Source organism: Megasphaera hutchinsoni (assembly GCF_001553405.1).
GTDB classification, from domain to species: domain Bacteria; phylum Bacillota; class Negativicutes; order Veillonellales; family Megasphaeraceae; genus Megasphaera; species Megasphaera hutchinsoni.
Map to the genome: position 1 here is coordinate 60486 of NZ_KQ960929.1, position 22395 is coordinate 82880.

A 22395-nucleotide genomic window follows, 5' to 3' on the forward strand; every position below is an offset into this window, starting at 1 on the left:
GATTCCCCTTGAACCTCTTTATCATAGCATAAATTTTAAAAATGGTCGATATGGGTTGTAAGGGATATATTGAGTATAACGAAGATAAATTTTCTTGCATAGATATCTCCTTTTTGGTATACTTTTATTAACTTAACGTTGATTGAATCAACTTAACGGAGGTATGTAAATGAACTATTTCGAAATTGGTCATGAATTTGGCGTGATTAATAGACGGACACAGGCATATGTAACGTTAGCATGCAAGCCTTGGCATATTTCATATTCTGAGCATGTCATGTTATTAACTTTATATTCACATGATGGTTGTACACAAATTGAATTAGGAAAATTGCTAACTGCTGATAAAGCTTTAGTGGCAAGAAATGTTAAATTATTAGAAGAAAAGAAATTGATATATAGACGACAAGATTGTGAGGATTTACGTTTTAAGTATATTCACTTAACACAAAAAGCATGGGATATGCAAAGGGAAATGGAAAATATTGTAAAACGGTGGGTAACGTATTTATTACAAGGAGTTGACAAAAAGAAATTAGAGGATGCGTTAGAAACGATGAGTAGTGTGGCAAAACATGCATCGGAGGTACATATTGAAGAATTAGTATTACAAGGAAAGGAGATTCCTCATGATACACAGTAAATGGCTGCTTCGTATTGTCGTTTTTAGTGTTTTAGGTATGACACTTGTAGGATGTGGTACAAAGAAACCTGAAACAGATGTAGTTCCTTTGGTGAGTACGATAACCGTCGGCGGCGAAGATAAAGATGAGGCACAATCGGCTTATACGGGAACTGTACGTGGACGCTATGAGAGTAAATTGGCCTTTCAAGTAGGTGGAAAAATTACGGGGCAATATGTGCAAGTTGGTTCAAGGGTACGTGTAGGGCAAGTATTAATGACGTTAGATCCCCAAGATATGGCACAAGGGGTTGAACAGGCAAATGCACAAGTGACAGCAGCCGCTTCACAATGCCAATTAGCTAAAGAAAAGTATTCTCGCTTTCAGGCGTTGTATCAGCAGTCGGCGATTAGCACGCTCGCATGGGAACAAGCAAAAACGGAATATAAACAAGCACAAGCACAATATGCACAAGCAAAGGCGGCACGACAAGTACAGCAACATCGTTTGGCCTATACGCAATTGACGGCGAGTGCCGATGGTGTAGTAGCTATGGTTGCAGGTGAACCGGGGCAAGTCATTGGTGCAGGTATGCCTGTGTTAACATTGATTCATGCGGGACAAATGGAAGTTGAAATGAATGTACCGGAAAATAAAATTGGTGACTTTTTTGTAGGTAAACCAGTAGCAGTTTCGTTTTGGGCTTTACAAGAACAGCGTGTAGTTGGTCATGTTCGTGCGATTGCACCCATGGCGGATCCCCTTGCGAAAACATATATGGTGCGAATCTCCTTAGATAAGCCGCCACAGGGACTAAAGTTGGGCATGACCGCACAGGTATTTGATACGCATGCGAATGTAGGTGATAATAATACCTATAACGTACCAGTAGGGGCAATTTATCAAACAGGAAATACGCCCTATGTATGGTGTGTCACCGCAACGGGAACGGTGCAATTAAAACGCATTACGATTGTTTCTTTTGAAGATGATACGGTGCGTATACAAGGTGTTGCCAAAGGGGATGTTATCGTTAAAGCAGGTGTACAAAAATTGCATCAAGGAGAACAAGTGCGAACGGAGAGTGACCATGCATGAAAAATCTTTCAGAATTGGCGTTGAAAAATAAGGTTTTAGTATGGTACTTTATTATTCTTGTTGCGATTGCGGGCGTATTTTCGTATATGAAATTAGGGCGAATGGAAGATCCCGCATATACGGTACGGCAAATGGTCATTACGGTTGCTTGGCCAGGAGCAACAGCAACGCAAATGCAAGAACAAGTAACGGATAAGTTAGAAAGACAATTGCAAGATACGAAAGGGCTATCATATTTAAAAAGCTATTCTAAGTCAGGGCAAGCGGTTATTTATGTCACCCTCGATGACAAGGTGCCATCGAAAGATATTCGCAATACGTGGCATGACGTGCGAAATACAACGGAGAATATGAAACGGCAATTGCCCGAAGGGGTAGTTGGACCATTTTATAATGATCGATTTGATGATGTGTATGGATCGGTTTATGCTCTTACGGGTGATGGGTATACGTATGAGGACTTGCGTAAAAAAGGGGAACAAATTCGGAGATACTTGGTCACCATACCCGATGTGAGTGAAGTAAAGCTATTGGGGGTTCAAGATGAGCAAATAGCCGTTGAATTAGCAAATGATAAATTAGCTGCACTGGGGATTCCGCCGCAGCTTGTTGCACAGGCGATTCATTCACAAAATCAAATGACACCAGCAGGTCGTATTACAACAGCGGATCAAACGGTGTATCTGCGATTATCGGGCAATTTTGACAGTGTAGATGCAATTCGAAATGTACCTTTATATGTACAGGGAAGTACGTTTCGTTTAGGCGATATCGCTACGGTTAAACGAGGATATCCTGATCCGTTGCAACCGCAAATGTATTATAATGGTAAACCGGCGATTGGGATTGCCTTATCTATGAAAAATGGAGGCAATATTCTTACTTTAGGCACGCAGCTGAAACAATTTTCCCAATCGATTCGGAAAGAATTACCGGTAGGTATGGAATTACATCAAGTATCGGATCAGCCACAAGTGGTAAAAGAGTCTATTGCTGATTTTATCGGTACTTTACGGGAAGCTATTATTATTGTTTTGGTAGTTAGTTTTTTGAGTTTAGGTATCCGTACAGGGATGGTTGTCGCATGTTGTATACCGCTTGTCCTTGCCGGTGTATTTTGTGTGATGAAAGTTGGCGGTATCGATTTACATAAAGTTTCTTTAGGGTCATTGATTATTTCGTTAGGGTTGTTAGTCGATGATGCTATTATTGCCGTAGAAATGATGAGTGTTCAATTAGAACGAGGTAAAAAACGGATGGAAGCAGCTTGTTTCGCTTTTCGGGCAACGGCAAAACCGATGCTAACGGGAACACTAGTTACTTGTGCGGGATTTATACCTGTTGCCTTTGCAGAAGGAGCTGCTTCTGAATTTTGTCGCAGTTTATTTCCTGTTATTTTTTCTTCCTTGATTATATCGTGGATTGTTTCAGTTATGGTAGCACCTTTGTTTGGCTATTACTTTATCAAGGTGAAACCACAAGAAGAAAAGAAACCATCGTATCAAACGCGATTTTACGTATTCTTTCGACAAGTTTTACAATGGTGCTTGCATCGGAGTAAAGTGGTTATTGTAGCGACACTTGGTTTGTTTTTATTTTCGATCGGGTTATTGCGGTTTATTCCACAAGAATTTTTCCCGCCGTCTTTACGACCGGAAGTTATCGTTGAAATGACTTTACCAGAAGGCTCTTCTCTTGAAGCAACGAAGAACGCAGCACAACAGTTTGCGGCGGATATACAAAAGGAAAAGACCGTTCAAAATTATTCCTATTATGTGGGGGAAGGGGCTCCGCGTTTTGTTTTGACATGGGAACCTGTTTTGCCGGCTGATAATTACGCTCAATTTATTATTGTACCGAAGGATATTAAAGACCGAGAGGTGTTAACGGAAAGATGTAGGCAGATACTGCAAGAACATTTTCCCGATGTACGAGGACATGTAAAACATATTTCTATCGGACCGCCTTCGGAATACCCTGTTATGCTACGCGTTTCTGGATATGATCCGCAAAAAGTGAAGGAATACGCGGAACAAATGGCAGCACGTATTCGCATGAATCCTAATATTTCGAATGTATTTTTAAATTGGGAACAAAAAAGTAAAATTCTTCATATTGAATTGGACCATGAAAAATTACGTGCTCTTGGTATTTCTGCTCAAGATGTAGGGCAAACGCTATATACGGAACTCTCGGGAGCAACGATCGCTCAATATTATGATCAAGATAAAACGATTGGCATTCAAATGCGTTTGCAAGAACAGGATAGAAAATCCTTGCAATCGATTGATACAATTCCTATTTATACTAAGGTCGGCTATATTCCTTTAGGACAGGTAGCGAAGATATCATATGGAGCAGAAGAACCATTAATTTGGCGGAGAAACTTAAAGCCTACGGTTACGATTCAAGGCGATATTCGAGAAGGCACGGCGAATGATGCAACGCAAAAAGCGTATGATGCTATTGCAGGAATTCGTAACAGTATGCCCTTTGGCTATGATGTAGAAGTTGCTGGCGATTTAGAAAATAGTCAACAATCATTGCATTACTTACTAGGTCCTATACCACTCATGATCATTATCATTATTACCTTATTAATGTTCCAATTACGGAATGTGGGTGATATGATTTTAACCCTTGTGACGGCTCCGTTAGGAATCATCGGTGTTAGTTTTGGAATGCTTATCAGTGGTAAGCCTATGGGCTTTGTAGCTTATTTAGGTATATTGGCGTTGTCAGGGATGATTATTCGGAACTCCGTTATTTTGATCGATCAAATTAAGCAGCATATTGCCCGTGGTGAAGATCCGTGGCATGCTGTCATTGATTCGGCGATTTTACGTTTTAGACCAATTATGCTGACGGCAGCAGCAGCTATTCTGGGCATGATACCACTTATGCGGAGTATTTTTTGGGGCCCTATGGCAGTTGCTATTGCGTCAGGTTTGTTTGTTGCTACTATCTTGACATTAGTTGTATTACCGGTTATGTATGTGGTGTGGCATAAGATAACACCACCAGATGATACTATATAAATGTAGTTATAAATAAAAAACCATACTAGAAGAAAGGCACATTTCTTTTGGTATGGTTTTATTATGCAAAAAAAGAAGGGGGGCGATAACATATAACGAAAGTTCATAATGTAACGTAGTATAAGAACTATATGATATTCAAAAATAGTGAAGTATGCTAAAAATGAACTTGACATAAACGAATAACACTAAAAAGCATAGAAAAATAAAAAAAAAAAGTATTTTTTAGTAGATTTTTTAAGGGAAGATGATATACTTATACATGTAAGAAGTGCATCTTAGAAAAATTAGTACAAAAGACGTGATATTTTTTTTATAAAATAAAGTGAAAAAAATCACGCTACACAAAAGGAGGAACTATCATGTTTTGTAAAAAAGTTATGGTCATTGGTGCAGGTACGATGGGATCGGGAATTGCACAAGTATTTGCTACACATGGATGCGAAGTTATTTTGAATGACATCAAAGAAGAATTTATTGCTGGCGGTAAGGCTAAAATTGATAAATCGCTAACAAAATTAGTTGTCAAAGGCAAGATGACACAAGAAGATAAAGATGCTGCTATGGGACGGATTGAAGGTATTGTAACAAGAACGGCAGAAAACTTGAAAGATGTAGATCTAGTAGTGGAAGCGGCTGTGGAAAATATGAAAATTAAGGCAGAAATCTTTAAAGAATTAGATGAATTTTGCCCACCTCATGCTATTTTAGCTAGTAATACATCTTCCCTTGCTATTACGCAAATAGGAGCGGCAACAAAACGCCCGGATAAGGTAATTGGCATGCATTTCTTTAACCCTGCACCAGTTATGAAGTTATTAGAAATTATTAACGGGATTGCTACATCGGCTGAAACATATGATAAGATTGCAACATGTGCAACCGAATTAGGGAAAACCCCCGTGAAAGTATCGGACTTCCCTGGCTTTGCAGGCAATCGTATCGTTATTCCAATGTTAAACGAAGCGATTCAAGCATTAATGGATGGCGTTGCTTCCGTAGAAGATATTGATGCGGTATGCAAATTAGGATTTAATCATCCGATGGGACCACTCGCATTGTGCGATTTAATTGGGAATGATGTTGTTCTTCATATTATGGAAGTATTGTATGAAGGTTTCGGTGATCCGAAATATCGTCCATGCCCATTATTGAGAAAATATGTAAATGCTGGTTATTTAGGACAAAAAACGGGTAAAGGTTTTTACGATTATAAGAAATAAGCAGCATGCAATCAAATATTTTCGTTTGACAAGCGAGATATAAAGGAGGAAAGAATGATGGAATATAAGAACATTCTTTATGTGATAGAAAATGGGATTGCCATTGTGAAGATTAATCGTCCGAAAGCATTAAATGCCTTGAATGCGGAAACGGTGAGGGAATTAAACAATCTGATGCAGGATATTTCGGTCGATAAGACAGTAAAGGTAGTTGTTATTACAGGTGAAGGTGATAAATCCTTTGTAGCTGGTGCAGACATTAAAGAAATGTCAACGAAAAATGCTGTTGAAGGACGTGCATTTGGACAAATTGGACAAGATGCATTTACGTTTATTGAAAATATGTCCCAACCAGTAATTGCTGCCGTAAATGGCTTCTGCTTAGGTGGTGGATGCGAATTAGCTTGTGCTTGCGATATTCGTTATGCTTCTGATAATGCTAAATTCGGTCAACCTGAAGTTACTCTGGGGATTACGCCAGGCTTTGGCGGCACGCAACGCTTGCCACGGGTTATTGCCAAGGGGCCGGCAAAAGAAATTTTGTATACAGGTCAATTAATTGATGCACAAGAAGCGTTAAGACTCGGCTTAGTAAATAAAGTTTTACCGCAAGAAGAATTGATGGATGCAGTTTTAAAATTAGCAAATAAAATTGCTAAGAATGCACCGATTGCGGTACAGTTGACGAAAGCGGCCGTAAATAGAGGCATTAACTGCGACGTTATTACGGGTATTTCCTATGAAGCAGAAGTATTTGGTCTTTGCTTCTCAACGGACGATCAAAAAGAAGGTATGGGTGCGTTTGTTGAAAAAAGAAAACCAACTTTTACGGGAAAATAATAGAAGTAGCTATAAAAAAGCTTCGGACATATAGTCCGAAGCTTTTTTCTTTTAACCGCGTGGTGCATACATGATAATAAATACGCCAATTAAGACGATAAGTGAACCGATAATATCAAATAGATCAGGGCGAATACCATCAATTAACCAGCCCCATAATAAAGAAAGAACAATAAATATACCCCCATAGGCGGCATAGATTTTACCAAAATTTCCCTGTGGTTGTAAGGTGGGAATAATTCCGTATATGATTAGAATGATGGCACCGCTTAGGGCGTACCAGATACTTTTCTCATCGCGTAGATACAGCCAAATACAATAGCCTCCCCCGATTTCACAAATACCGGCGAGTATAAAATAGAGGATAGATACAAGCATACTATATTCCTTTCGTGCTAACATTCAATATGTAAATAATCATTATAATATATTTTAGTAAAAATAATTATAATTTTCAATGAATAACATGAATGTTGTTTTGATATAAAAAAAACTATCCCTTTAAGGTCTTTTAATGGTATGATAAGATAAATAACAGAAAGGCAAGTAGATAATGGGGGGAAGTGTTATGGCAAAATTACCGATTATAGAAGCCGGTAGTCCTGTATTAAAGGCACAGGCAAAACCAGTTCCAACAATTACAAAACATATAAAAAAATTATTAGATGATATGGCTGAAACTATGTATGCAGCCAATGGCGTGGGCTTAGCGGCACCACAAATAAATGAATCGTTACAACTCGTGGTCTTAGATGATGGCAATGGGTTAATTGAATTAATCAATCCGGAAATTTTGGAAACATCAACGGAGATGGAAGAAGATATTGAAGGATGCCTGAGCGTACCGGGTTATTATGGTACGGTAAAACGATATTCAAAAATTAAAGTGAAATCATTAAATCGTAAAGGCAAAGTCGTTTATTACGAGCCGGAACATTTTTTAGCACGAATTTTTCAACATGAAATTGATCATTTAAAAGGCACGTTATTTATTGAAAAAGCAGAAAACATACGGAAGGTGACGGAATAATGAAATCCTTACGCATAGTATTTATGGGAACGCCTGATTTTGCAGTACCGGCTTTACAAGCATTGGTGCAGGCAACTTATGATGTGGTTGCCGTATATACGCAGCCGGATAAAGAAAGAGGAAGAGGTAAACAAATTACTTATTCTCCTGTTAAAGCACAAGCACGGCAACTGGGTATTCCCGTATATCAACCTACGACATTGCGGGAGATAGCGGTACAAGAGGAGCTAAGCACATTAAAGCCTGATTTAATTGTCGTCATTGCGTATGGAAAAATATTACCGAAAGCGGTTTTGACGATACCTACCTATGGCTGTATGAATGTTCATGCATCCTTATTACCGGCCTATCGAGGGGCGGCACCGATTCAATATGCCATTAAAGATGGTGTTACACAAAGCGGTGTTACGATTATGCAGATGGATGAAGGTTTGGATACGGGTGATATTTTAATACAACGGCGATATACCCTAGCTCCTAAAGAAACAACGGGGTCCTTGTTTGACAAATTATCAGAATTAGGTGCGTCAGCTTTACTCGAAGTACTAGGAAAGATAGAAACATATCAACATCAGGCCATACGGCAAGACGAAAAAGAAGCATCGTATACCGCTAAAATTGAAAAGAAACAAGCCATGCTGGATTGGCGTGAAGATGCAGTACAATTAGAGCGGTGGATACGTACGTTAGATCCGCATCCAGGAGCCTATACGTTATGGCAACAAAAACGCCTGAAAATTTGGTCGGCCACGGTAGTCGAGGGGCAAGATGTTATGCCCGGCACGATTATTGCTGTTACGAAAACAGCATTTGTCGTACAAACGGGCAGGGGGGCATTGCAAATTGATGTAGTGCAACCAGAAAGTCGTAAGCGTATGACGACGGCACAGTTTTTACAAGGGAATGAGATGACCATCGGTGATTCTTTGGCAGTGCCGACAGTATAGATAAAGTGGGGCAGGACTGTAGTCGGTGCTGTCCTACTTTTATGTATGATGAAAAGGATGGAGAGAGTATTGAATATACGGGAATTAGCATTACGCAGTTTATTGACGATTATTAAGGATAAAGGATATAGTACGATTGTCGTATCTCAGGCGATTAAAAAATATAAGCTTGCCGATCGGGATAGGCGATTTTATACGGATTTAGTATATGGTACTTTGCGTCATATGATGATACTAGAAAGAGCTATGAGGAAACTTAGTTCTCGTCCCATAGAAAAATTAGATCCGTTGTGCCGCGTTATTCTGCGTATGGGACTGTATCAATTACAATATATGGACAAGGTGCCTCCTTCCGCTGCCTGTAATGAAGCAGTCAAATTGGCTCGTTCCTTAGGCAATGAAGGTATGGCTAAGTTTGTTAATGCCATATTACGCTCTGCTTTGCGACAACCACAAGTTTTTGCCTTGCCGAAGAAAGAAGACGACCCGATTTTATATTTAGCACTATCTTATCATCAGCAAGAATGGTTCGTGCGGTGGTGTTGTGAACGTTTCGGCATGAAAGAAACAGAGGACTTATGTGCTTATTTTGATAAGGTTCCCGAACTCTGTTTACGCTTGCAAACAAATCGTATTAGTATTGTCGAAGGCATGCAAATACTCGATCAAGCAGGCATTTCGTATCGTAAGGGAAAAGTTGTTCCTGAATGTATCTATATTACGACTTCACAGGCTATTGAGAGCATTCCTTTATTACGCGAAGGAAAAGCGCTCATACAAGATGAGGCGTCACAGTTGGTAGCTCATATTGTGGATCCCCAACCAGGCGAGATAATCGTTGATGCTTGTGCTGCTCCTGGAGGTAAAACGACACATTTAGCTACCTTAGGCGGTAAAACCGCTATCGTCTATGGATGTGATATATATACGCATAAATTAAAATTAATCGAAGAAAATGCTTCTCGTTTAGGACTAGCGAATATTCGCACCATTCAGCAAGATGCACGGCAGTTAGGACAGCAATTTCGTGCTAAAGCTGATCGCGTATTGGTAGATGCACCTTGTTCGGGCTTGGGGATTTTACGGCATAAATTAGATTTACGGTGGCGTAAAGAAGAAAAAGACACAAGAATATTACCGGCTTTGCAAAAACAAATCTTAGAAGGGGCTTCGGTTTGTGTCAAAGATGGCGGTCTTTTAGTATATAGTACCTGTACGATGAATCCCGCTGAAAACCAAGACGTAGTTCAATATTTTTTACAACGTCATCCTGAATTTACCCTGGAACCGATTGCACTTACGGCGGGTTTAACGAAAAAAGGCCCATGCGTAGAAATAGTACCACCCTATGATGGGATGGATGGTTTTTTTATTGCGAAATTAAGAAAGGACAAGGGGCATGATTGATCTTTTAAGCTTAACCTTGGCAGAATTACAACAAGTATTAGCATCTTATGGTATGCCAGCCTTTCGGGCAAAACAAATTTTTCATTACGTCTATCAACAATTTGTGTTTCAGTGGGATCAGATGACCTTATTGCCAAAAAAAGATCGCATAGTGTTGCAGGAAAAGTTGCGTATTTTCATACCTCCTGTCCTTTCAACGTTAGCATCAGAGGATGGGACAACGATCAAATTGCTTCTTTCCTTGCAAGACGGGCATACTGTAGAAACTGTATTGATGCGACATGATTACGGAAATGCTATATGTTTATCCACGCAGGTAGGGTGTGCCGTTAATTGCTCCTTTTGTGCTTCCGCTAAAAATGGGTTCATTCGCAATTTGACCGTTGGTGAAATGACTGCACAATTATTGGTCTTTCGTGCTTATGTGACACCCGAGTTGCATTCTATTGTCTTGATGGGAACGGGTGAACCTTTGCTAAATTATGATGCGGTACTTGCATTTTTGCGACATATTCACGAAAAAGAAACGTTTTATTTAGGCTATCGAAATATGACTCTTTCTACATCAGGAATTGTGCCTAAAATGTACGATTTGGCGAAAGAAAATATACCGTTGAATTTAGCCATTTCATTACATGCTCCAAACGATGTGTTGCGCCGGACGATTATGCCGATTGCCGATGTGTATCCCCTTGAGGATATATTGAAAGCAGCAGACCATTATTTTTCGGAAACCCACAGGAAAGTTACATTTGAATATATTCTTATTCGTGACGTTAATTGTACGACCGCTTGTGCAACGGAGGTAGTTCGTTTATTTGCTCGTAAAAATGTCTTGATTAATGCGATCCCTATTAACGATAACTACGATGTGGGGTTATATCGACCGACTACAAAAATGATGCAGAGATTCGTGCGGATCGTCAAGAACGGTGGCATTTCGATTACGCTACGGCGAGAAATGGGCAGTGAAATTCAAGCTGCGTGTGGACAACTGCGTATTCAAAGAGAAAAAGTTGACAGCATATAAAGAATGTGATATGAATTATTTATATTGCTGGTAGAAGGGACGTGAAAGCTTGAAAGCATTTGGTGCATCTCAAATAGGGCTAGTACGTAGCGTGAATGAAGACGCATATTACATTAGTTCGAAGCATGATGTAATGGTCGTTGCGGATGGTATGGGCGGCTATGTTGGCGGCGAAATTGCCAGTCGTACGGCCGTAAATGCGGTAGCATATTATTGTGACCAAATGAAGCATTCGGACACCCTTTCATTGCAGCGAGCTATGCAGTATGCGAATGCCTGTGTTTGGAGTAAAACCTTAATCGATCCATCGTTAAAAGGAATGGGAACGACATTAACGATGGTATGTGTGCAAAAACAGCATGTGTATTGGGGACACATGGGAGACAGTCGGTTATACTATTGGCATGACGGAGCGCTCATACAAATAACGTCTGATCACACGTGGATTCAATGCTTGTTAGCAAAAAAGGAAATTACTATAGCGGAAGCTAAGGTACATCCGCGTCGACATGTATTGACACGGGCCATCGGTGTCGATGAAGACATTACCCCTGATACGGGAGATATATTGGTAACACCAGGTGATCGTATGTTATTATGCACTGATGGTGTAACGGCTTATATTGCGGATGAAGAAATGGCCACCTTATTAGGAACACCAGAAATGGATGAACAAACTATCGTACAAACGTTGTTAGAACGTGTGTATGCACATGGTGCAGAAGACAATGTGACAGCGATTGTACTGACCATATAATGAGGATATTATGATGAAAGCGGTGGAAGGGCAAACAATGGTAGGTCATACGTTAGCAAACAGATATCATATATTGGAAACCGTTGGTACGGGTGGTATGGCTGTCGTATACAAGGCACGCGATATATTATTAGATAGAATTGTAGCGGTAAAAATATTACATGCAAAGTATGGAAATGACCATGATTTTGTAGTGCGATTTCGGCAAGAGGCACAGTCAGCAGCGAAATTATCTCATCCTAATATTGTCAATATTTATGATGTTGGCAAAGATGAAGGCATTCATTATATTGTGATGGAATTTGTGCGTGGTGAAACGCTAAAAGAATATATTGAAAAACATGGGCATTTACCTATTAATACAGCGATCCAAATCACTTTTGATATTGGCGGTGCGTTAGAAAATGCACATAATAATGGTTTGGTACATTGTGATATTAAACCTCATAATATTTTAGTGACGGAAACAGGTCGAATCAAAGTTGCCGATTTTGGTATTGCTCGTGCGATTAATTCGAGTGCTACCATGAAAGAAGATAGCCAAGTGTTAGGATCCGTGCATTATTTTTCACCTGAACAAGCGTCAGGGGGAACTTTAGATGAACGGACGGATATCTATTCGTTAGGCGTAGTTATGTACGAAATGATGACAGGTGTCGTTCCCTTTGAAGGTGATACGGCCATTAGTGTGGCCTTACAACATGTACAGGACGATATTCCGTTACCGACAAAATATAATCGCCGTATTCCGCTCTTGGTAGAACGGTGCATGTTGAAAGCGATGGCAAAAAATCCAGCCGATCGCTTTCAATCAGTTGCTGAAATGATGTCGGAATTGCGACTTTCTCAAGGGTTTGTCAACTCGAATAAAGGAGCGATGCCACTTATTAAGAAAAATTTTGAAGCACCGAAGTTGCAGGTTGAACGAGACGTATCAGAAGAACCTGCAACAGGTATGATTAATCATTTTTTAGATGCGTTGAGTAGACATTCAAAAAAATCTATTGTGTTGGCAATGATTGGTGTTTTTATCATTGCATTTTCATGGGCTTTTTTTTCTTTTGGGAATTTTTGGAGTCCCACTGATATTGTTGTACCTGATGTGACAGGTAAACAAATTGAAATTGCTCGTACTATGTTAATGGATAAAAATTTATCTGTATCTATTAAAGAGGTTGATAGTAGCGATGTTCCTATCGGGGAAGTCATCACTCAAAATCCGTCAGGAGGTTCTGTGGTTAAAGCCAACCGTACGATTTATTTAACTGTTAGCCGGGGAAGTCAAGGAGATACCGTGTTGGTGCCTAATTTATGTGGATTGACCCTTGATGAGGCGGCTCGTAAGTTAAAAGCCGTAGGACTTTCGATTGGCACGGTTACATATGTTGATTCGGATAAAGAGGATGGGAAAATTGTTAGCCATACGCCAAATTCTCCTGATAAAGTAGCGAAGAATACAACGATAGATGTGGTGGTTAGTCGGTTGGTTAAAAATGAAGCACAAACTCTGTTGCCAACGCTTATGGGGATGCCCCTTGATGCAGCAGTTCATCTGTTAAAACATGCTGGTTTTACCGTAGGACAAATAGAGAAATTAAATGAAGCGTCGTCACAAAAACAAGCCATCGTACGTTCTTATGTGGTAGGTCAAGATAAAAAAACGGTAGATTTACAAGTGGAATATGTAGGAGATGACGGGGAAGAAGAAGAAAATGCCAGTTCCATTCATTATGGGAGTGTAAATATTCATTTGCCCAAAAATATTGATACACCTCATGTTCAAATCGTGGTGAGTGATGAAAAAGGACAACGAACGGTATATGATAAGATGCATAATGCAGGCGATACCTTTACTAAGACTGTGAGTGGTACAGGAAAAATGCGAGTAAAAGTACTGGTTAACGGAGCGGTTATTAATGAACAAAATGTATGAATGTAGTTCGGAAAAGCAAACGGGACGAGTTATTAAAAATTATAATGGTTATTACTATGTCGATTTAAGTGAACCGACCTTACGTGAATGTCGTCGACGAGGTAAAGTGAAACATAAAATTCTCGTAGGCGATGAGGTGGAAGTCATGGCGACAGATCATGGAAAGGGATTAATTGAAGCGGTTTTGCCACGGCAAAACGAATTACGTCGTCCAGCCGTAGCGAATATTGATCAGATCGTCATGGTGTTGGCGGCCCAATCGCCTGATCCCGATTATTTTTTAACGGATAAATTACTGTTGACTTGTGCATATCATCATATTTCCCCGCTTTTATGTATGAATAAAAGCGAATTACAACGTGAGGTTGCACAAGCATACTGTCAGCATTATACGCAGTGTGGGTATAAAACCTTAGCCGTATCAGCTCATACGGGGGAAGGGATAGACTTGTTGCGTTCGTATTTACAAGGAAAGATCACCGCTTTTTCAGGCCCTTCTGGTGTTGGTAAATCAAGCTTACTTACGTTGCTTCTAGGTAAAGAGCTGGCTACGGGTGCAGTAAGTGAAAAAATTCGCCGTGGACGCCATACGACACGGCATGCAGAAATGTTGTGCATGGACGCCCATACGTATGTCGTTGACACGCCTGGTTTTGCGGCCATTGAATTGGAACCGTTAAAAGTAGCGAAACTAGCACTCTTGTTTCCTGAATTTAAACCTTATGTCGGCCAATGTCGCTTTCCCTCCTGTGTACATGTGCATGAACCAGATTGTGCTATCAAAGAGGCTAAAGAACGCGGTGAGATTAGTGAAACCCGTTATATGACATATTGTAAATTATTACATGAAATAAAAGAAAGGAAGTCATTTGTATGATTACCGTTTGCCCATCTATTTTATCGGCTGATTTTTCTCACTTGGCCGAAGAAATTAAAGATGTAGAAGAGAAAGGAGCAGGATGTTTACACCTTGATCTCATGGATGGACATTTTGTACCAAATTTAACATTTGGTGTGCCTATCGTAAAAGCCATCCGTAAAGAAACATCCTTGCCGTTTGATGCTCATCTCATGGTAGAGCATCCTGAAGCCTATATAGATGAATTGGTTGCTGCGGGTGTTCGATATATTACGGTCCATCAAGAAGCATGTGTTCATTTGGATCGCGTCATTCAACATATTCATGAAGCAGGTGCAAAAGCAGGGGTGGCGTTAAATCCGGCTACTCCCGTACAGTCCTTGTCTTGTGTTGCTTCTTCGCTTGATTTAATCCTCATCATGAGTGTTAATCCAGGTTTTGGCGGACAATCTTTTATTCCCTATGCTTTAGATAAAATTAAGGAAGCCAAGTGCTTATTACAACAGGTGGGAAATGAACAGGCGGTAGTACAAGTTGACGGCGGGGTAAATGCAAAAACTGCTCGTGCCGTAAAAGAGGCAGGGGCTACTTTTTTAGTCGCTGGTAGTGCTATTTTTAATGCGTTTAATCGAGCAGAAGTGATTAATATGTTGAAAGAAGAACTATAAGCCATACGTATATTTCTTATAGAGAAGTCTTGTCATGTTTTTTTGCATGTGCTAAAATTATACATAGATAAATATATACAATAGTCTTTGAGGCAAGGTGCGAAAGTTCGCTTTCAATTCCTGACCGGCGGTAATAGTCCGCAACCCTTTTTTTGGAGGTTGAGCCGATGTAATTTCGGTACCGACAGTATAGTCTGGATGGAAAAAGACCCGTTTTTCGTATGCACTCAAAAGGCTGTGGAAGGTAATCCATGGTCTTTTTTATATGCCTAAAAGTCGTATTAGGAGAGGATGAAGCAGTGGAAGATGTAGAATATATGAAAAAAGCCTTACAACTGGCAGCATTAGCCCGAGGTTATACGACACCTAATCCGGTTGTAGGGTGTGTCATCGTAAAAGATGGCAAGATTGTTGGTACTGGTTATCATCAAAAAGCCGGTACGCCGCATGCAGAAGTATGGGCGTTAGAAGAAGCTGGAGATGCTGCCGCAGGGGCAACGGTGTATGTTACGTTAGAACCGTGTGCCCATTATGGTAGAACGCCTCCGTGTGCGAGAACATTGGTCAAGCACGAGGTAAGCAAAGTAGTTATTGCCATGCTTGATCCGAATCCACTTGTCGCTGGTAAAGGTGCTGCTATTCTACGTCAAGCGGGGATTGCCGTAGAGGTAGGCTTATTATCACAGGAAGCGGCTTATTTAAATGAAGTATTTATTAAAAATATGCTTACACAGATGCCGTTTATTGCAATCAAGTTGGCCCAAAGTCTAGATGGCTGCATTGCGACCAAAACAGGGCATTCTCAATGGATTACGAATACATGGTCCCGTCAACAAGGTCATTATTTGCGATCTATTTATGACGGTATTGTTGTGGGGATTAATACGGTTTTAGCAGATAATCCCTTGTTAACTTGCCGGATCAAACGCGAAGGTGGCAAAGCACCGCATCAACCCGTTCGCATCATCCTCGATTCACAAGGGCGTACACCTTGTACGAGCTTAGTAGTGACCGATAAGACGGCACAAACGATCATTGTGACGACCCAACGTTGTGCACAAGAACGGCGTGAAGCCCTCGAAAAAGCGGGTGTACGCGTATTGGTTGCACCGATGCAAGATGGCAAGCGGGTAGATTTAGCAAAAGCATTGACGTTATTGTATCAAGAAGGTATTCGCAGTTTGCTTGTCGAAGGGGGCAGCACGATACACGGTAGCTTTTTTGATGCACAACTTTTTGATAAAGTGCATGTTTTTTTGGGAAATTCCGTTATTGGCGGTACACAGGCCTTACATGCTGTAGCAGGGGAAGGCGTAATGAATTTATCGGAGTGTGTGCCGCTTGTATATCAATCTGTAGAAATTCATGACAACAATGTCTATATACAAGCATATAATCAGCGAAGGGAGGCCGACTATGTTCACTGGAATCGTTGAGGAAACGGGAAAAATAGGTGCAATGGTACGAAAACCAGACTCGATTGTTTTAAAAATTGAGGCAAAAAACGTCTTAGAAGGCACTCAATTAGGGGATAGCATTGCTGTAAATGGAGTTTGCTTGACCGTGACTGAATTAGCACCAGGTTCTTTTTGGGCGGATGTTATGCATGAAACGATGCGTCGTTCCTCTTTAGCAGAACTTACAACGGGCAGCTTAGTGAATTTAGAGCGAGCCGTTCCCGTAGGTGGGCGTTTAGGTGGGCATATCGTCAGTGGTCATATTGATGCGACTGGACATATTATGCGGATACAGCGAGATGGCATAGCAAAGGTGATTACTATTGCGATTCCAGCAGAAACCGCTCGTTTTATTATCGAAAAAGGATCTATTACGATTGATGGCATTAGTTTGACGGTCACCTTTGTGGGGACAAACCAGTTTTCCGTATCCATTATTCCACATACGATGGAGCATACGACCTTATTACAAAAGCCGGTAGGAAGTACGGTAAATATCGAAACCGATATGATTGGTAAATATATTTATCGCTTTTTAACAGATAAACCGAAAGAGATAAAAAAGAATACCTTGTCGTTAGAAACATTATTACAACAGGGATTCTAATTAAAAGGAGTGGGTACATTGGTACAAATTAAAGAAGGTAAATTATTAGGGCAAGGATCAAAATATGGAATTGTCGTAGCACGGTTTAACGAATTTATTAGCAGTAAATTGCTAAGTGGTGCTTATGATGCGCTACAACGACATGGGGTTCAAGATAGTGATATTACGACCGCTTGGGTGCCAGGTGCATTTGAAATTCCATTAGTAGCACAAACGATGGCTGCTTCTAAAAAATATGATGCGATTATTTGTTTAGGTGCGGTTATTCGCGGTGCGACGAGTCATTATGATTTGGTGTGCAATGAAGCAGCTAAAGGGATTGCACAAGCATCTTTAAAAACAGGTGTTCCCATCATGTTTGGTATTGTTACGACAGAAAGCATTGAACAAGCGGTAGAACGGGCAGGCACTAAGGCAGGTAACAAGGGATTTGATGTCGCTTGTGGTGCTATTGAAATGGTAAATTTATTAAAAAATTTATAAATAAGAAACAGAGGTTGCTTTTTAGGTGGCTTCAGTTAAGCATTTAATTCCTTAAAAATTATCGGCGTAATTGGTAGTGATACTGATTGTGCCGATTTTTATTTATGGAGCAGAATATTAACGGTAGCTAGGAATTTTGCCTACAACAGTGCGAATGATATTTGTATCAATTTATAGAGAGGTAGAATTGGGAGCTATTAAATAACGTATTTACAGTGAGCATACTAGCGTTAGTATGCGTAAGCTAACGTATTAGGCGGTGATTACTATATTACTTTTTATCATCGTACTTTTATTAAAAAAAAAGAGCATAAAAACCGTATAAATTTATAAAAATAAAAAATATTGACTAATTGACCGTTGCGGTGTGTTGCTTGTCAGATATTCTATGGTATGCGGAATGGTGTCAAAAAAGTGGAGAATATAAAGGAATAAAAGGATAGGAACGGAATAGTAGAATAAATGTGCAAAAACAAAAAATATTTTTTAGAAAAACATATAAAGATAGAAATAAAAATGAATACATAAAAAAAAAAAAAACAATAAATATACAAATAAACGCTATATGTAATAGTAATACTTTGTTTACAGAAAATGGTTTCATATGGTACTATATTCTTAAATATTACTGATATTTCTCTTGTGCAATTTAATGTTTTTTTATAAAATTAATTGTTTATAGCGGAAATATTTGTATATTGTGAAGTATTTTAATGTTATAAATACACATGTATTGTATAAGAACATAATTTCATGTATACGTATTTAGGAAAGGGGAGGAAAGAATGAATCGAATTTTTAAAGTTGTTTGGAGTAAATCGCGGCAGGCGTATATTGTCGTTTCGGAATATGCGAAGAGTCGCGGCGGGAAGACCAAGCTTGTTGCCGCCGTATTGGCGGTGATTATGGGGACAGCTGTACAAGCTCCCGTATGGGCGGCGAATGATCGCGCAACCTTAGATCCGGCTACACAAAAAATTGTAGATGAAGTAATGAAACAGGTGGATGCCAAATATGTGAAAAAAGGCACCGGCGACGGTACAGCTGTAGATAATGATATGGTAAAACAGGGTGAAAATCCGGTAAAAGCAAATGCGGAACAATACGGTGCCGTAGCGATAGGCAGAAATGCCCATGCCGTGCAATATCGTACGGTTGCTATCGGTGCCGGGGCGTATGCGAATATAGACGGCGGGATAGCTATTTTGGGGAATACATTTGACCGTGACGGTATTTCTTTCGGCCGTGATTCGTATGCTCGCGGTTATGCCGGAATCGCCATCGGTCGTGACACGCAGTCCGGACTCAATTCCATTACGATTGGCAGAATGGCGCGTGCCGCCTATAGTCGTCCCGGAAATATAGGGAATCCCGGGGCAAAAGTAACGTATCCTTTAGGCGGCGAGGATACGAATAATCCCGTATTCAATAAGAACGCCGTGGCGATCGGTACCAACTCCTTGGCAGGGGCCAGTAACATAGCATATCTTCTTGCCGGGGGTGAAGGTACTTATTTGGACTTTGCCAGTACGGCGAACATATGGGCCAGTCGTGTATATTCCCGTGTACAAATGACAAAAATAAAGGCAGGAGATAAAAAACATATTTCCGATCGTTTTTATGGCGAAGGGGATATTAATGCCGCCGCAAAAGGCGATGGGAATTTTAAACTTTATGATGTTGTACGGGACAGCGGCACGGATCAGGTGGCCCTCGGACATCAAAGTCGTGCTATCGGCGATCAGGCCATTGCCATCGGTTCCAATTCCATAGCGGGTAGATACAGTATCGTCATGGGCGGTAATACGTTTGGAGATGATAAGGATAATGACTCCTTTTATGCGATGTATTTAACCAATGACGGTATTTTCAGAAAGTTGTCCGGATATAGACCTGTGGACAATAATCCTGGAAATTATAATGAAGGAATGACATATGCCGGTGAAGCCGGTGTGGCTATCGGTACGAAAGCGCATATAATGACACAAATGGGAACGGCAGTAGGTGTGTTGGCTCGTATTGAACAGAATTCTTTCGGTGCCGTCGCACTCGGTGCCGGGGCTTCCGTAGGAACGCAGAGAGGCGGTCAAGACAGTAACGGAGCCGTGGCTATCGGTATGGGAAGTGCCGCTAAAGGTATCGGTACAGTAGCTTTGGGGAGTCGTGCAAATGCCTATCCCGGTGGTGATATACATCGTATGACGGCTGTCGGTTACGGTACGGTCGCCCAAAATGCAGACAGCGTTGCCTTGGGTTCTTTGGCGGAAGCCGACAGAGGATCCGATATGGCGGGCTATTTCTACGGCTATAAGGCGGCAACCATTGATAAGTCCAAAGAAGCCGGGTCTATACAGCTAAAACTGAAAGACGGAGCGGCGGATTTGATTGAAAATTATGAAGTAAAAGTGACTCCATCTGCTTGGGAAGTACCGAAGGCAACGGAAACGGATATTGAAAAAGGATTCCGTACACACGTCTATGAAGGCTTAAAAGGGCCGGCGTTAAAAGCCAATGCCGGTGCGTTGTCTATCGGTAAAAAGGGAAGTACTCCGGATGCAACAGATGCAATTACGCGGCAAATTGTCAATGTCGCCGCCGGTACGAATGATACGGATGCGGTCAACGTGGCACAGCTCAGAAATGTCAATATGATGGTGGAAGCGGATTCCGCCGGTGCAGGAACTCCGAAGGCTTTTAGCGATTTCCTGTTAGATAATGCGCGCCTGAAAATTTCCGGACAGTCTTACCTCAGTACGGAACTGACGCAAGATAAAGAAGGACCACGTATTACACTCAAAGCGAAAACCACGGAACTGATTGCCAATCCGGACGGTTCTTTTTCCACGAAAAATAATGAAGACGGCTTGATTACGGCCGGTGAATTGGTTAAGCGCATGAATGCGGCTAAACAGGAACGCGATGAACTGGAAAAGAAAATCGGCGAGCTTGTTTATTTGAATGCGAAAGGGGAAAAATTACGGCAAAAAGACGGTAAGTTCTTTAAGGTAAAGCAGGACGGTTCTTTGGATGAATCGAAGGAGGAAACCCCGGCGGCTATTTCAAGTAAACGACAGGGATTGCAACTGGCCAATGTGAATGGTGCTGTTACACAGTTAACGCCGGACGGTCTTGCCGATTTATCTACTGTTTCGGAAAAAACCGGTGTAAATGTCAATGATATCAGTAAAATCGGTTGGATTTTAAGTGTTCCGGGAGATAAGTATTCCGCAGCGGTTACTCATAATCGCAAAGTTTCCTTCTTCGGTAAAGATTTGGCGAAAGTCACCGCTGCCGGTAAAGGCGAAGAGCCGCGAATGATTACGGTAACCGTTGACCGTAAAGAAACGGGGAAAGCCGTTGAACAGGAATTTCTCAATAACGGATTCACACAGATTCGCTATGTCGATGCGAATAATAAACCGTTGGTTAGAGCTCAGGACGGGAAATATTATTATCCTGTCAGCGATAAAGATAATACACCGGATACGAGTAAACCGTCTGTAGAGCCGGCAGCTCGTGTGGCGGATGTGGAATCTCATCCGACCGTTTTGACCAATGTCAAACACGGCGCCGATGTGATCAATAAAACCGGTGATCCGACAGATGGATTGGCTGATTTGAGCAAAGCCGGTCAGAAAAGTAATGTAGCGACCGTAGAAGATTTGCACAATTTGGGCTTTGTTATCAAGGGCAAAGCCGATAATGACAGCGATGTCACCGGACAGGTAAAACATGCCAATACGGTAGAATTTGCCGGAGAAGATTTGGCTAAAGTTATTACTGAATCTAAAGACGGCAAGCACAAAGTGACTGTTAAGGTAGATAAAGATGATGTTGCACAGGCCGTGAATGCCGCCAATGCACAAAAAGGAACCGCTCCGACAACGTATGTAGATAAAGACGGTAATCCGCTTGTAAAAGGTGATGACGGTAATTATCACAAAGTAAAAGATGACGGCACACTCGATAACGACACGACCGATCCGGCAGGTGTACGTTTGGGTGAAAAAGATAAACCGATACAGCTCACGAATGTAAAACCGGGAACGAATGAAATCACGGCAGAAGGCCCGACCAAAGGACTTGCAGATTTGGCGAAAGCCGTACCCGGAACGGTAGCTACAGTTGATGATTTGAAAAAAATGGGATTTGTCGTAGCTGACGGAGCTAATTATCATGCCACCGTGGCAAATGCACAAACCGTGAAATTTGTCGGTGACGGTTTGGCAACGGTTACCGGTGAAACAAAGGGTGATGTCCGCACATTTACGGTGAAAGTTGATAAAGACGAAGTGGCAAAAGCCATTAATGCGGACGGTGCCAAGAAGGGAACCGCTCCGACAACGTATGTAGATAAAGATGGCAATCCGCTTGTAAAAGATGGCGATAAGTACT

Annotated in this window: 18 protein-coding genes and 1 riboswitch; of the genes, 17 read left to right on the forward strand and 1 reads right to left on the reverse strand. The window is 41.0% G+C overall.

The annotated features are described in order from the left end of the window. The first annotated feature begins 169 nt into the window (after window positions 1-169). The 5 genes from HMPREF3182_RS01665 (at window position 170) to HMPREF3182_RS01685 (ending at window position 6822) form a co-directional block, all read left to right on the forward strand. Window positions 170-643 carry a MarR family winged helix-turn-helix transcriptional regulator gene (locus HMPREF3182_RS01665; protein ID WP_007393051.1) on the forward strand — a complete coding sequence of 158 codons (474 nt, stop codon included), beginning with the start codon at window positions 170-172 and terminating at the stop codon, window positions 641-643. Continuing rightward, complete coding sequence (locus HMPREF3182_RS01670; protein ID WP_007393066.1) at window positions 630-1721, forward strand: efflux RND transporter periplasmic adaptor subunit; 1092 nt, start codon at window positions 630-632, stop codon at window positions 1719-1721. The genes HMPREF3182_RS01665 and HMPREF3182_RS01670 overlap by 14 nt, the downstream gene beginning before the upstream one ends. Further along, complete coding sequence (locus HMPREF3182_RS01675) at window positions 1718-4759, forward strand: efflux RND transporter permease subunit (RefSeq protein ID WP_062485163.1); 3042 nt, start codon at window positions 1718-1720, stop codon at window positions 4757-4759. Before HMPREF3182_RS01670 ends, HMPREF3182_RS01675 begins: the two co-directional genes overlap by 4 nt. A gap of 362 nt (window positions 4760-5121) precedes the next feature. Continuing rightward, a complete protein-coding gene (locus tag HMPREF3182_RS01680) occupies window positions 5122-5982 on the forward strand; it encodes a 3-hydroxybutyryl-CoA dehydrogenase (protein WP_062485165.1) in 861 nt (286 codons plus the stop codon). A gap of 57 nt (window positions 5983-6039) precedes the next feature. Next, window positions 6040-6822: an enoyl-CoA hydratase-related protein gene (locus tag HMPREF3182_RS01685; RefSeq protein ID WP_036257835.1), complete on the forward strand. Its 783-nt coding sequence runs from the start codon at window positions 6040-6042 to the stop codon at window positions 6820-6822. A 51-nt stretch (window positions 6823-6873) separates the two neighbouring features. Here the strand turns inward: HMPREF3182_RS01685 and HMPREF3182_RS01690 are convergent, their stop codons facing one another. After that, the gene (locus tag HMPREF3182_RS01690; protein ID WP_062485167.1) at window positions 6874-7200 is read right to left on the reverse strand and encodes a YnfA family protein; all 327 of its coding nucleotides are present in this window, start codon (window positions 7198-7200) and stop codon (window positions 6874-6876) included. A gap of 190 nt (window positions 7201-7390) precedes the next feature. On the opposite strand from HMPREF3182_RS01690, the gene def reads away from it, so the two are divergent. The 12 genes from def to HMPREF3182_RS01750 form a co-directional block, all read left to right on the forward strand. After that, window positions 7391-7852, forward strand: a complete 462-nt coding sequence (def, locus tag HMPREF3182_RS01695) for a peptide deformylase (RefSeq protein ID WP_007393044.1) — start codon at window positions 7391-7393, stop codon at window positions 7850-7852. Next, window positions 7852-8799: a methionyl-tRNA formyltransferase gene (gene fmt, locus HMPREF3182_RS01700; RefSeq protein ID WP_062485169.1), complete on the forward strand. Its 948-nt coding sequence runs from the start codon at window positions 7852-7854 to the stop codon at window positions 8797-8799. The genes def and fmt overlap by 1 nt, the downstream gene beginning before the upstream one ends. A gap of 57 nt (window positions 8800-8856) precedes the next feature. Next, window positions 8857-10206 carry a 16S rRNA (cytosine(967)-C(5))-methyltransferase RsmB gene (gene rsmB, locus HMPREF3182_RS01705; protein WP_328587208.1) on the forward strand — a complete coding sequence of 450 codons (1350 nt, stop codon included), beginning with the start codon at window positions 8857-8859 and terminating at the stop codon, window positions 10204-10206. Then, window positions 10199-11236, forward strand: coding sequence for a dual-specificity RNA methyltransferase RlmN (rlmN, locus tag HMPREF3182_RS01710; protein WP_062485173.1), 1038 nt, complete (start codon window positions 10199-10201; stop codon window positions 11234-11236). Before rsmB ends, rlmN begins: the two co-directional genes overlap by 8 nt. 49 nt (window positions 11237-11285) lie before the next feature. Further along, complete coding sequence (locus HMPREF3182_RS01715) at window positions 11286-11993, forward strand: Stp1/IreP family PP2C-type Ser/Thr phosphatase (RefSeq protein WP_007393059.1); 708 nt, start codon at window positions 11286-11288, stop codon at window positions 11991-11993. Window positions 11994-12003: 10 nt separating this feature from the next. Then, entirely contained in the window at window positions 12004-13926 is a 1923-nt protein-coding gene (gene pknB, locus HMPREF3182_RS01720; RefSeq protein WP_062485175.1) for a Stk1 family PASTA domain-containing Ser/Thr kinase, read from the forward strand. Next, window positions 13910-14803 (forward strand): ribosome small subunit-dependent GTPase A, encoded by an 894-nt coding sequence (rsgA, locus tag HMPREF3182_RS01725; protein ID WP_235808623.1) that lies wholly within the window; start codon window positions 13910-13912, stop codon window positions 14801-14803. The genes pknB and rsgA overlap by 17 nt, the downstream gene beginning before the upstream one ends. After that, a complete protein-coding gene (rpe, locus tag HMPREF3182_RS01730) occupies window positions 14800-15453 on the forward strand; it encodes a ribulose-phosphate 3-epimerase (protein WP_007393067.1) in 654 nt (217 codons plus the stop codon). Before rsgA ends, rpe begins: the two co-directional genes overlap by 4 nt. 79 nt (window positions 15454-15532) lie before the next feature. Continuing rightward, window positions 15533-15667: riboswitch (FMN riboswitch) on the forward strand. Window positions 15668-15752: 85 nt separating this feature from the next. Then, window positions 15753-16889 carry a bifunctional diaminohydroxyphosphoribosylaminopyrimidine deaminase/5-amino-6-(5-phosphoribosylamino)uracil reductase RibD gene (ribD, locus tag HMPREF3182_RS01735; protein WP_062485183.1) on the forward strand — a complete coding sequence of 379 codons (1137 nt, stop codon included), beginning with the start codon at window positions 15753-15755 and terminating at the stop codon, window positions 16887-16889. Continuing rightward, on the forward strand, window positions 16870-17517 hold the full coding sequence (locus HMPREF3182_RS01740; RefSeq protein ID WP_007393073.1) for a riboflavin synthase: 648 nt from the start codon (window positions 16870-16872) through the stop codon (window positions 17515-17517). The genes ribD and HMPREF3182_RS01740 overlap by 20 nt, the downstream gene beginning before the upstream one ends. Window positions 17518-17535: 18 nt before the next feature. After that, window positions 17536-18000, forward strand: a complete 465-nt coding sequence (gene ribH, locus HMPREF3182_RS01745; RefSeq protein ID WP_007393063.1) for a 6,7-dimethyl-8-ribityllumazine synthase — start codon at window positions 17536-17538, stop codon at window positions 17998-18000. Window positions 18001-18785: 785 nt separating this feature from the next. Beyond that, window positions 18786-22395: ESPR-type extended signal peptide-containing protein (locus tag HMPREF3182_RS01750; protein ID WP_268872456.1), on the forward strand; the 3610-nt coding region annotated here is incomplete at its 3' end.